Annotated in this window: 9 protein-coding genes; 6 read left to right on the top strand and 3 right to left on the bottom strand. The window is 48.9% G+C overall.

Annotated features, from left to right (window positions below; translation table 11 throughout):
- Positions 1 to 51: 51 nt before the first annotated feature.
- Entirely contained in the window at positions 52 to 1,068 is a 1,017-nt protein-coding gene (locus WJT86_RS02075) for a purine-nucleoside phosphorylase (protein WP_346335830.1), read from the bottom strand.
- A gap of 130 nt (positions 1,069 to 1,198) precedes the next feature.
- Here WJT86_RS02075 and WJT86_RS02070 point away from each other — a divergent pair, with 130 nt between their 5' ends.
- The gene (locus WJT86_RS02070) at positions 1,199 to 2,428 is read left to right on the top strand and encodes an MFS transporter (RefSeq protein ID WP_346335829.1); all 1,230 of its coding nucleotides are present in this window, start codon (positions 1,199 to 1,201) and stop codon (positions 2,426 to 2,428) included.
- A 24-nt stretch (positions 2,429 to 2,452) separates the two neighbouring features.
- Entirely contained in the window at positions 2,453 to 3,511 is a 1,059-nt protein-coding gene (gene ada / locus WJT86_RS02065; protein WP_346335828.1) for a bifunctional DNA-binding transcriptional regulator/O6-methylguanine-DNA methyltransferase Ada, read from the top strand.
- Between the two features lie 56 nt (positions 3,512 to 3,567).
- Here the strand turns inward: ada and WJT86_RS02060 are convergent, their stop codons facing one another.
- Together WJT86_RS02060 and WJT86_RS02055 are read right to left on the bottom strand one after the other, a co-directional pair.
- Entirely contained in the window at positions 3,568 to 5,847 is a 2,280-nt protein-coding gene (locus WJT86_RS02060) for an autotransporter family protein (RefSeq protein ID WP_346335827.1), read from the bottom strand.
- 95 nt (positions 5,848 to 5,942) lie between these two features.
- Positions 5,943 to 6,455 (bottom strand): hypothetical protein, encoded by a 513-nt coding sequence (locus WJT86_RS02055; protein WP_346335826.1) that lies wholly within the window; start codon positions 6,453 to 6,455, stop codon positions 5,943 to 5,945.
- 376 nt (positions 6,456 to 6,831) lie between these two features.
- On the opposite strand from WJT86_RS02055, the gene WJT86_RS02050 reads away from it, so the two are divergent.
- The 4 genes from WJT86_RS02050 (at position 6,832) to WJT86_RS02035 (ending at position 12,062) form a co-directional block, all read left to right on the top strand.
- Positions 6,832 to 7,962 carry an MFS transporter gene (locus tag WJT86_RS02050; protein WP_346335825.1) on the top strand — a complete coding sequence of 377 codons (1,131 nt, stop codon included), beginning with the start codon at positions 6,832 to 6,834 and terminating at the stop codon, positions 7,960 to 7,962.
- A 180-nt stretch (positions 7,963 to 8,142) separates the two neighbouring features.
- Positions 8,143 to 9,132 (top strand): ABC transporter substrate-binding protein, encoded by a 990-nt coding sequence (locus WJT86_RS02045; RefSeq protein WP_346335824.1) that lies wholly within the window; start codon positions 8,143 to 8,145, stop codon positions 9,130 to 9,132.
- 114 nt (positions 9,133 to 9,246) lie between these two features.
- Positions 9,247 to 10,356 (top strand): ABC transporter ATP-binding protein, encoded by a 1,110-nt coding sequence (locus tag WJT86_RS02040; RefSeq protein WP_346335823.1) that lies wholly within the window; start codon positions 9,247 to 9,249, stop codon positions 10,354 to 10,356.
- A complete protein-coding gene (locus tag WJT86_RS02035) occupies positions 10,356 to 12,062 on the top strand; it encodes an ABC transporter permease (RefSeq protein ID WP_346335822.1) in 1,707 nt (568 codons plus the stop codon). The genes WJT86_RS02040 and WJT86_RS02035 overlap by 1 nt, the downstream gene beginning before the upstream one ends.
- The last annotated feature ends 5 nt before the right edge of the window (positions 12,063 to 12,067 follow it).

Genomic DNA, 12,067 nt, shown 5'->3' with positions numbered 1-12,067 from the left:
AAAATGCCGCAGTAAAACTGCGGCATTACGTTATTCTATTAGATAACAGGCTCACTTCGCAGCCGGAACGCCCTTCTGCCATTCGCTCCAGTTCTTGAGGATGTGGTCAACAACTTTGGAGCCAACGAGCTCAATATTCTCGACGGTTTCGGCAAAGCCACCAGCTGTCTGGCCCGGGGCCGGGTCGAGGTGCTGGAGGGTTGTTTCACTTGGGTTGCCCTGATCGAAATTCACGGCGCCGCGCAGGGCCAGAATACGGTCTGTACCGTGAGTGCGTTTGATAACCAGAGCGATGGCTGTGGTTTCCATTTCAGTCATCACGTAATCATCAGCACCATAGAGCTTGGCGATGTATTGGGCTTCTTTGGAAAGGCCTGGGCCGTGGAAGAATGTGTCGCCGGCAATGAATGTACCGGTTCCGACTGATGGAGCTGCACGGGCGGCAGTATCAGGGTATTTCAGGCGGTAAGCCTTGGCACTGTCTGAATCTTTCAGTGTTACATCCTTGCTGAGATCAACTGCCCATTTCACGAGGTCTTTATTCAGCTGGTAAACACGGTATTCCTCATAGCCCTTGCGCGGCATGAAGACAGGCTTACCGGGGTCACCCTCTTCCGGGGCCCAGCGATGGCCGAGATCATAGTCAACAAGCCATGTGGCCCATTTCACATCAGCAATGGTGCCTTGTGATGGCGGCGTACCGGCAACGCCTGACATGATGTAATAGGCTTCCGAGAAATCGAATTGCGGGTTCAGGATAATGGCCTGCATGGAGGCGGAAGAATTGACCTTGCCCATTCCAAGAACAGAGCCGCAAACACCATCATCGTTACAGAACACGGGGTTCATTGCACCCGGGACTTCCTTGGCTGCGGATTTCATCCAGTAACGTTCATACCAATGCTGAAACTCACCGGCTCTGTCGCCTGTATTTTTGCCAATTTCAAACATGGCACCAATAAATACTTTAACTTTTACGGGCGCAGGAGCCTCTGTTGCGCTGGCCATGCCGCTGAGCATCATTATTGATAATCCAAGGGCACACGATATCCGGGAGAATTTAAACACTGGTTTTTCCTGTAAAGAATAAGGGTGGGACTGCGATAAATACTTTAAAGAACGCCTCACAAAAATTCCAGAGCAAGAAACGGAGTGTTCCATTTTTTTATATGCGTCATTTTCGTTATCAACACAGGTAATGAAAGACAAAGAGATGCGTTTTCTGGATTCAACATTTAAAAGAATTTCATGGTCAAATTTATTTGCTCATTTTTCAGAGCAGGTGGCATTGGCAGCGGCACCACTGGTGGCTGTTTTAGTGCTGGGAGCCAGTGCCAGTGATACGGCTTTTCTGCAGACAAGCCAGACCTTGCCGTTTTTACTTCTGTCTATTCCGATTGGTTTGATTGTTGACCGGTTCTCGCGTCGTAATCTGATTATTGGTGCTGAGGTTTTGCGAGCCCTGTCACTAAGCATCATCTTTTTGATGCTATATGTTGGCGGGCTTTCTCTCCCGCTGTTGGCTGTGCTGGGATTTATCGGAACTATGGGCACTGTCTCTTACAGCGTAGCACTGCCTGCTTATGTTCCCACAATTATCCCAAAAGAAGGGCTTATGCGGGCCAATCAGTGGCTGGAACTTGCGCGAAGCATTGCGTTTTCAGGTGGCCCTGCTCTTGGTGGCATGCTGGTTGGCTACATGGGGGCATCTTCTGCTTATGTTTTTGCAACAGTATTATCGGTATTCGCAGCGGTTCTGCTCGTTTCATTGCCGGAAGAAGCCCAGCGTCCGGTTGTGCAAAAGCGGGTTTTACACGACCTGATGGAAGGAGCGACCTTCATTATACGGCATGAACTGCTGCGCCCGATTTTGCTGACGGCCATTTTCTTCAATACATCATGGTTCGTGGTGCAGGGTGTTTATGTCGCCTATGCTGCAACCAATCTTTCTCTTTCTGGCAGCCAGATTGGATTGACGATTGGTATTTATGGTATTGGTATGGTCGTTGGTGCCATGAGCCTGAAGTATCTGGAGCAAAAACTCTCTTACGGAACAATGGTTGTGCTTGGCCCGCTCAGTGGGTTGTTAGCTGCGGTACTTCTGCTCGCGACAGTCTGGTTTCCAAGTGTTACTCTGGCGGCTGCAGCTTATTTCTTCTTTGGTGCAGGGCCAACGATCTGGTCGATTACCACAATGGCAATCCGGCAGGTTGTGACACCGGGGCAGATGATGGGGCGGGTATCTGCGCTCATTCTGACCGTTACTTTTGGGGCAAGACCACTGGGCTCTGTCATTGCTGCGATGCTGGCTTTGCAGTTTGGCGTTGAGAGCTGCCTCTGGCTTGCCGTTGCAGGGTTTATTGTGCAGTTTGTGATTATTCTGCTGTCGACCGTGCCCTCTCTGAAGGCACTGCCAGCGACTGCGTGAGCGGTATGATAAAGGTTTAAGATTATGACAGACGATATCAATACAATCCGCTGGCAGGCTCTGCAGAACAAAGACAGGCAGGCAGATGGTACCTTCATATATGCCGTTAAAACAACAGGCATATATTGCCGCCCATCCTGCCCGTCCAAGTTGCCTAAAGCCGAGAATGTCACATTTTTCGATAGCTGGCAGGAGGCCGAACAGGCAGGATATCGAGCCTGTATGCGGTGTAAGCCAAATCAGGAATCCGTTGCGGAACGGAATGGTCGACTGGTTGCCAAAGCCTGTCGTCTTCTTGAAGAGAGTGCCGGAGATTTAAAGCTGGATGATCTGGCTGCTGCCGTGGGGTTAAGTCCTTATTTCTTTCACAAGCAGTTCCGCCAGATAACAGGTGTCACTCCTAAGGAATACAGCACGCAAATTCGGATGAAGATCATGCAGGAAAATCTCAGTGAGAATAAAAGCCGGATTACCGATGCGATTTATGATGCAGGTTACGGGTCCAGCAGCCGCTTTTACGAGAAATCAGATTCTGCCCTTGGCATGACGCCAACGGAATTTCGAAAGGGCGGTAAAGATAAGCAGATATTCTTTGCGCTGGCCGAGTGCTCATTAGGCAGTGTACTTGTGGCACAGTCACAAAAAGGCATTGTGTCTATCGCCCTTGGTGATGACCCTGATGCACTTTTGCAGGAGTTGCAGGATCGTTTCCCGCAGGCAGAACTGATCGGCGATAATAAGGATTTTGATCAGGTTGTTGCGTCTGTCATCGGGATGATCGAGCGTCCGGGAACAAGCCTGTCACTGCCGCTGGATATCCGGGGAACGGCATTCCAGAAACGGGTCTGGTCAGCCTTGCAGAAAATCCCTCCGGGAACGACATTCAGCTATAGCCAACTCGCCGAAGCAATTGGTCAGCCTTCAGCCAGCCGTGCTGTTGCCAGAGCCTGTGCGCAGAATACACTGGCAATTGCCGTCCCATGTCATCGTGTTGTGCGCCAGAATGGCGATATTTCAGGCTATCGCTGGGGGGTGGAGCGCAAGCGTGAAATTCTGACGCGGGAAGGCGCAGTTGTTCATTGATTATAAAAAATGGCGCTGTCAAAGACAGCGCCATTCTGTTTAGAGTGAGCGGTTCCTCACCACTTGACGGTCATACCGAGGCGGCCATCCCATGCCTCACGGCCTTTGTTATCCAGCGAGCGGCTGTAGGCACCCGTGGCAAACATGGTCACATTCTCACTGACAAGCATTGAGGCACCTGCGCCAATCTCGCCCCAGGTTCCACCAAGATTGGACGGGATCGTCACGCCATTAAGGCCATAGGTGTCCGTCACAGTCGTCTTGGTCTTACCCATGAACTCATGCCAGATGTTGGCGCGAAGCCATGTGGTCAGCTGACGGGGACCGTTACCTGTGTCAGACATATCACAGTTCTTGACCAGACGGGCACCGATACGACCACGCAGGCTGTCTCCATCAGCTATCGAGAAGCGACCATATGCATCCGAGAAGCTGTCGAAGGACAGATGCTGGTAAGCAAGCTGAACCTGTGGCTCAAGCATCAGGCCATCACCAAGATCGAAGCTGTAACCACCTTCAAGCGAGGCGATGAAACCGAAACCATCAGGCTTAAGCTTCTGACCATAGATGGAAGTTGCATCCGTCGTGTACCAGGTACCCTGTACAACGGCATCCGTATACCAGCCCTGCGTTGCCTTATGCGTCCAGTAAGCACCGATCGTATAGGCATCCATATCAATGGAACCGGCCTTGCCACCGTAAGCACCCTTCACATTCGCCGAGATATTGCCATAGCCGACATAGATACCGGCCTTGTCCGTACCGGCTGTAGTCTCACGACCATAGATGTCCAGACCTGCCTGAATGCCACCGAAGGTGTAATCATACTTCGGGCCGTTTTTGAGGAAGCTGCCACCACGATCCTGAAAACCGCGGTTACCGAACAGACGGCCCCACGCTCCGGCAAACCATTTCTGGCTCTCAGCTGACGGCTGAACCGGGACACGGACAATCTGGCGTTTGCCATTCTTGCCACGGACAACACGTTCTTCATAAGCCTTCTCAAATGGTCTGATGGCAAAAGTATCACCGACCCGCTCATGCAATGTATCAAGCATGGCATAACCATATTCCGCGGCAATCGGCTGTATTGCAGAAGCAAGTGCAATTTCAGGGCGATAGTTGGGCCGGGGAATGATCACTGTTCCGTTGTCTGTAGCCTCTTCGCTGCCGCCTGGTTCATCCGGGGGCATATAAGCGCTGGTCAGGTACCAGTTATCGTCTGACATGCTGCCACCACGAACCAGCGTATAGTCATAGGCACCGGCAGCAATACGGCTGGATTGGACGAAAGCCCCTGCATCCGTTGTACCGCCGTTTACGGTTTCAATAACCAGAATACCGTCACCTGTCGTCAGGGCGCCAAGACCACCGGCATTCATCACAACAAGATTTGTTGTACCGGTTGCCGTACCGCCATCAATCACCAGAAGATCAGACGGGGAAGCGTCTGTTCCCAGAACCGTGTTCAGAATGAGCGTTCCGTTATTACCCGTATAGTTGGTCACTGTCAGGGTTTTGAAGACGTTATTCGCAGGAGAAGAGAAAGCAACCGTACTGTTCTCATTCCTCAGAGAGCTCAGTGTTGAATCACCCGTTACAGTCCAGGAACTGTTATTTTTCAGTAACAAGTCAAACTGACTCAGGGCATCTGTCATGGCAATGCCCGTGAACTGAGACGCATCCGCGTTCAGAGACAGGGATGTACTACCGGCATAGGTACCGGTAGCATTTGCCCCAACTTTAAAGGCAATGCCTGAATCATTGGTCAGAGTGACGTTATTGAGTGTGGCATTCAGTGTACCACCATCAACAACAACACCATCCATACTGCTGTGCAGAGTACCTGTATTGATTGTGACATCATTGGTCGCAGCGGCCACATTTGTGGTATTATAGATAACAGCTGCACTGGTTGTGCCGACAACATCTGCCGTCATATTATTGACTGTGACAGTACTGCCATTTGATATCGTCTCAATACCGTAAGCGACAGGCGCAGTTATGAAGAAGTGTGCAGACGGACCACTTAATGTTGCTTCACCTGCTTCACTTCTGATCCCGCTTGCCTCTCCCTCACTGCTGATATCTAGCTTGGAGGTTCCTGTAACATTTACAATACCGCGTGTCGGTTCAATACCGACACCGATACTGTAACCTGCACTCCCCTGGGATGCTGTCAGTTCAACATCCAGATTATTTATATTAACAATCCCACCCGGATTTGCACTTGTCACGTTGGTTGTTATGGCACGCCCAACACTAAGGTTAGCTCTGATATCCGTACTTCCCGTTATATCAATACACGCACCTTCACCCAAAGCCGAAATTATCATGGCAGACTCTGAAAGCGTACCATTATAATCTGCAAAAATAACCTTTACGTTCTCTGCCGTGATTGTTGTCGCAACACCTGTCGTGCTGTAGGCCGTCAGGGCATAACTACTTGCGGTAGGGATGCTACTGTCAAAAATATTGATGTCGTCTGACCGGTTAAATTAACGGCACCACCAGCTCGTGAGTAAATCCCATAAGACTTGTCTGACTGAACATTAACCGTCAGATCACGGGCCGTAATGATTGATCCCGCCCCATTTGCAAAAAGACCTGTTGGCCCCATGGAACCTGGAGGCCTCAAAGTCCCGCCAACATTAATGACCGAACCGGTTCCCAGATTAATATTGCCACCCGAATCAGCGGTTACCAAGCCTGATCCACCACTAAAGGACCAGTTGGTCAGCGTCACACCACCATTCTCAACAACGATGGCTTCAGTATTCCAGTATGCATACATCGCCCGCTTCATATAACCACTAACAGTTACAGTGTCTCCACCCTGAAGAACTGTAGCAGGCGATGAACCGTCTATTGTCACAGTATAATCTATTGCCTGAGCCGGTGTGTATATGTATCCCAGACATCCAATTGATATACCCGCAAGCATAATATATTTCCTTACAGCCCCAGTACACCAATGTTTAGTTTCTTGTTTCAGAAAACAATTCACAGATGTGCCCACTAAAAATACCCCTCGTTGTCTTGCTCTTGATTGGCAGCGTTTTATTTTTATATTTTCACAATAAAATATAATACTTTATATAATTAAATTTAATCGCCTTATAAATAATTTTATATTCTAAAAATTATAAATATAATTCAAACAAAAATATTTATATGAAATAATTAAATTTAATAATTTTTATTATTAAAAATAAACATTAAAATTTTAAAACCTAATATACTTTTTAATTTTCTTTGTTTATTTAAATCGAGAGCAGAAACAGAGCGTTTTTATATTTTACATTTTAATTTGGTAATAAATGTCTTCTCAACTACCGGAAAAACACGTCCAGAATGCAACACGCGTATCTTTTCTCATTGCCGGACTCGCAACAGCAGCCTGGGCTCCTCTGGTACCATATGCCAAAAACCGTCTGAACCTTGATGAGCATACACTTGGGATGTTGCTGCTGTGCCTTGGAGCCGGATCTATCATTTCCATGCCTCTGGCCGGCATCCTGACAGCCCGATTCGGGTGTCGCAGGCTGATTATCATTTCATCGCTCATGCTCTGCCTTGTCCTGCCATGGCTTGCACTGGCGCCTACCTTATGGGGCATGGTTGCAGGCTTGCTTTTCTTCGGTGTCAGCATCGGCATTCTGGATGTGGTCATCAACGTTCAGGCTATTATCGTTGAAAGAGACTCCGGGAAAAAGATGATGTCAGGCTTCCATGGCCTGTTCAGCCTTGGCGGCATACTCGGCGCAAGTGGCCTGGCTCTGGCTCTCTGGTCAGGCCTGTCATCCGTTAAGGCAACCTTGATTGTATGCGTCATTATCATCGCACTGCTGATTATATATGGCAGGCATCTTCTGCCGAATGCCGTTGAACAGCAAGGACCCATATTCGTATTGCCACATGGATCCATCATTCTTATTGGTGCCCTCTGCTTCATCAGCTTTCTGGCAGAAGGTGCCATGTTAGACTGGAGTGCCGTCTTTCTCACGTCAAACAGGGGGCTTGATACATCTTATGGAGGCTTGGGATATGCCGCCTTCGCAGCCACAATGACCGTTGGCCGCCTCACGGGTGACTTTTTTGTAAGAGCCTTTGGTGGTGTTGTTATTCTGGCATTTGGTGGCCTATGCGCGGCCTGCGGATTTATTATTGCTGTTATCTTCCCACACCCGGCTGCTGCCTTTCTCGGATTTGCACTGGTCGGGCTTGGCGCATCAAATATTGTACCCGTTCTCTATTCAGCAACGGGACGGCAAAGAATCATGCCAGCCAACCTTGCCGTGGCTGCCGTGACCATGATTGGCTACTCAGGTATCCTCACCGGCCCTGCGGCAATTGGTTTCATCGCACATGCAACCAGCCTTCCAACTGCTTTGCTGTTTATTGCCGCTTTACTGGTGCTTCTGTCCATGTCATGTCGCATCGCAAAGTAATAAAAAACAACACAATTTCCCATAATTGCAAGTGAATCATCAGATAACTGCTAGCACGATTTTTCATTGATATGGTCAACTATTGTTATCAGCTTAAACTTACAGCGCTATTAAACAAAGCTTGACGATATAAAATGGCCCGTCCTACAACTTGGGTAGTATTTTTTGGAGGGGTCACACATGATAAAGAAAGTTTCGACAGCCATCATTGCAACTGCGATGATCTTCGGCGTATCGAGCTCTGCTTATGCAGCAGAGAAGCTGATTATCTACACATCCATGAAAGAATCGCTGATTGGCAAACTCAAAGACGGGTTTGTCAAAAAGAATCCTGGTATTGACGTTGACTATCAATCAGCCGGTGCAGGTAAGCTTATGGCTAAGCTTGCTGCAGAACGTGAATCCGGTTCTATTCAGGCAGACGTCCTCTGGACCAGTGAAGTTCCTGACTTCTACAAAATGAAAGATGAAGGGCTTTTTGAGAAGTATATTTCTCCTGAAGTTGCCAGCATCATCAACCCGCTCGAAGACTATGATGGCAGCTTTACGCCAGCTCGTCTCGGCACATTGGGTATTGCCTATAACACACGCTTCATCAAGACAGCCCCTGTAACATGGGATGATCTCAAGAAGAAAGACTATAACGGCGCTTATGGCATCGCAAACCCGGCTCTTTCCGGTACGTCTTATATGAGTGTCGCCCTTCTTGTCGAGAAATTCGGCTGGGAATATTTTGAAGATCTGAAGAAGAACAAAGCCAAGATGGGTAAGGGCTCTGGACAGGTCGTCGATGACACGGCATCAGGTGAACTGGTTGCAAGTCTTGCTGTTGATTACATTACCAATGACAAGATTGATAAAGGCGCAACCCTTGCTCTGGTTTACCCCCCAGAAATGCTTGTTATCCCAAGCCCTATCGCTCTAATGAAGGGTTCCAAGAATACAGAAGCAGCCAAGAAGTTCATTGATTACGTTCTTTCAAAAGAAGGTCAGACAATCATTGCCGGTGAAGGCACGCTGCCAGTTCGCAATGATGTAGAACTTCCAAAAACCTCTCTTCCTTCCCCGGAAGAGGCTGTTAAGCGCGCGATCAAAGTCGACTATCCGAAGCTGATCCAGCAGAAGGAAGAGACGATTAAAAAATTCACCAGCATCATGCAGGGTCGTTAATTTAAACAATACGGCTGGGGAGCCGGAGAGAGGAGATAACCTCCTCTCTCTCTTAATGTTTAAAATAACGCATCAGGGGGCAGTTCTTCAAAATGTTGAGCTGTTGAGGGAATAATGGCTACCATTACTCTAAACAATATCCGCAAGAGCTACGGTAAACACGTCGTTCTTGATAATCTCTCGCTGAAGATAAACCATGGGGAATGTTTTACACTTCTGGGGCCGTCAGGCTGCGGAAAGTCCGTTCTTCTGCGCCTCATCGCGGGGTTTGAAACGCCGGATACCGGCACTATTGCTATCGGAGACCAGGTTGTTACCGATAGCGACAAAGGTCAGGAATTACCTCCAAATGACCGCGGCCTAGGCGTCGTCTTTCAGGAATATGCCGTCTGGCCTCACATGACCGTATTTGACAATATCGGTTATCCGCTGAAGCTCCAGAAGCTGCCAGCAAACGAGATTAAAGACCGCGTCATGGAAGCCGTGGCTCAGGTCAATCTCACAGGTATGGAACAGCGTCTTCCTTCTCAGCTTTCAGGTGGCCAGCAGCAGCGTGTGGCTCTTGCCCGTGCTCTGATTGCCCGCCCACCGCTGATGCTGCTGGACGAACCACTCAATAACCTTGATGCCAATCTCAGAGAAGAGATGCGCTTTGAAATCAAGGAATTGCAGCGTGCACTGGATATCACGATCCTTTATGTCACCCATGATCAGGAAATCGGCCTCGCCATTTCCGACAGACTCGCAATCATGGATGAAAAGGGTGCGATCCGTCAGATTGGAACACCGGAAGACATCTTTGAACGGCCTGCGGATGACTACATCTTCCGCTTTATGGGCGTGGCAAACTTCCTGCCTTCCCTTTATCAGGATGGCAAAGTCAAAATCGCCAATCAGATTCTAAGCGCAAGCTCCACTCCCGAAACAACGGGCGACTGGATGCTTGGGTGTCGTCCTTCTGAAATTGATCTCAACCGCGATGGTCAGGGCCTGCAAGGACTTGTCAAACGTGCCAGCTTCCTTGGTGCAACCATGGATTATCTGGTTGATATCGGTGGCGTTGAAGTGCGTGTCCTACAAGATACCTATGAAGCAATTGATGGCGGCAAACTGTTCAAAGAGAACGAGAATTGTCATGTCACTTTCCATAATCTGCACTGGTTCAAACCAGATGCGGAGCTTCTGTCCAATAATAACGCAAATATGGTTGGGGGGCACAATTAATGAGCGCCGTAGCTGTTAAAAAACGTAGTTCCTTTGGTGTCGCCGAAATACTTCTCTGGCTTTCGGTTGCCATTCTTGTCATCGTTGTTGTTGTCCCTGTTGCACTGATCTTCTTCAATGCATTCTGGGTCAATGGCAGCTTCAACGCAGCAGATACATTACGTATTCTGACAGAAGGCGAAACTTATGAGGCGCTGATCAATTCATTGATTATTGCTGCCGGTGTGACAATCATGAGTACGATTGTCGGTACCTTCTTCGCCTGGCTCGTGACTCGTACTGACCTTCCCTACAAGGGATTTATGAAGATCCTCTTCCTTGTACCATTCATGCTGCCATCATTTATTGGCGCATTGGCATGGAAGATTCTGTTGTCACCACGCGCTGGTTACATCAATAACTTCCTGCGTGATATCTACGACTTCATTGGCATTGATGGTCCTGTTTTCAATATCTACTCCTATCTTGGGATCATGTGTATTGAGACAATGTACCTCTTCCCGTTTGTCTTTATTCAGGTCAGTGGCGCTCTTGAGCGCATGGATCCGACTCTGGAAGAATCCGCTCGTATCTCTGGTGCAAGCCTCTTCACGATTACACGCAAGATTACCATTCCGCTGGTTATGCCAAGCATTCTCTCAGGTGCGCTGCTGATCATGCTCTACTCCATGGCTCACTTCGGCACTGTTGCCGTTCTGGGTATTGAAGTCGGCATCTTCAACATTCCAACCCTGATTTATGAACGCATTCACCAGAGTGCCGGTAACTTTGCATCCATCCGTGCGGGTACCGTTCTAGCCTCCGTTCTGGTTGTAACAGCTGCCCTCATCATGTGGCTTCAGAACCGTGTGCTGAGCAAAGGCCGTTATCAGATTATTGGTGGTAAAAGCTTCCGTCCTGTTGAAGTTAAACTGCGCGGGCTGCGTGTTCCGCTGTTTATCTTCTGTCTTGCATATATTGCTTTCACAATCGTCCTGCCGACAGTCACGATCTTCCTCGTTGGTGGCCTGAAAACTTATGGCCTGCCAATCATCTGGGAAAACATGACCATCAGCAACTATTATGATGTGCTGTTTACGACACGTCAGACACAGGATGCGATCTGGAACAGTATAACGCTTGGTCTTTCTGCCGCTCTCATCACGATGTTCGCAGGTGTCATTATCTCCTATGTTATCGTTAAGATGAAAGTCCGTGGTAAAGGTATCCTCGAGTTCCTTGGCATGCTGCCATTCTCGGTTCCGGGTTCCGTTATTGCACTGGGTGTTATCCTTGCATGGAGTGGCAAGTTCGGCATCAATCTTTACAACACGGTATGGATTATCCTGATTGCCTATATTGCCCGCTACATGGCCTTCTCTCTGAAAGCCAACTCGGCGGCGCTTGAACAGGTTCACGACTCTCTCATTGAGGCCGCGCGTGCCTGCGGTGCAGGTATGGGCCAAACACTGAAGGATATCGTTCTTCCGCTGGTTCGTCCGGGTATGATTGCAGCATTCTTCCTGATCTTCCTGCCAGCCTTGCGTGAGCTGACCGTCTCGGTCATGCTCTATGGTACCAATACGCGTACCATCGGCGTGGAAATCTACGTGCTCAATGAAGATGGTCGTACGGTTGAATCGGCAGCTCTTGCCGGTATTGCCCTGCTGATTATCGTTGCCGGTCAAATGATCATTCAGCGCCTCACCGGCGTTCGTGCGAAATAAGGAGG

Source organism: Hohaiivirga grylli (assembly GCF_039655745.1).
In the GTDB taxonomy this organism is placed as follows: Bacteria; Pseudomonadota; Alphaproteobacteria; order Rhizobiales; family Beijerinckiaceae; genus Hohaiivirga; species Hohaiivirga grylli.
The sequence above is the reverse complement of the archived record's forward strand: the minus strand, read 5'-3'. Positions and strand labels throughout refer to the sequence as shown.

Excerpts from the sequence above, each read along its gene's own strand:
- WJT86_RS02070 (WP_346335829.1), top strand. The coding sequence starts at position 1,199 with ATGAAAGACAAAGAGATGCGTTTTCTGGATTCAACATTTAAAAGAATT.
- ada (WP_346335828.1), top strand. The coding sequence starts at position 2,453 with ATGACAGACGATATCAATACAATCCGCTGGCAGGCTCTGCAGAACAAA.
- WJT86_RS02060 (WP_346335827.1), bottom strand. The coding sequence starts at position 5,847 with ATGATAATTTCGGCTTTGGGTGAAGGTGCGTGTATTGATATAACGGGA.
- WJT86_RS02055 (WP_346335826.1), bottom strand. The coding sequence starts at position 6,455 with ATGCTTGCGGGTATATCAATTGGATGTCTGGGATACATATACACACCG.
- WJT86_RS02050 (WP_346335825.1), top strand. The coding sequence starts at position 6,832 with ATGTCTTCTCAACTACCGGAAAAACACGTCCAGAATGCAACACGCGTA.
- WJT86_RS02045 (WP_346335824.1), top strand. The coding sequence starts at position 8,143 with ATGATAAAGAAAGTTTCGACAGCCATCATTGCAACTGCGATGATCTTC.
- WJT86_RS02040 (WP_346335823.1), top strand. The coding sequence starts at position 9,247 with ATGGCTACCATTACTCTAAACAATATCCGCAAGAGCTACGGTAAACAC.
- WJT86_RS02035 (WP_346335822.1), top strand. The coding sequence starts at position 10,356 with ATGAGCGCCGTAGCTGTTAAAAAACGTAGTTCCTTTGGTGTCGCCGAA.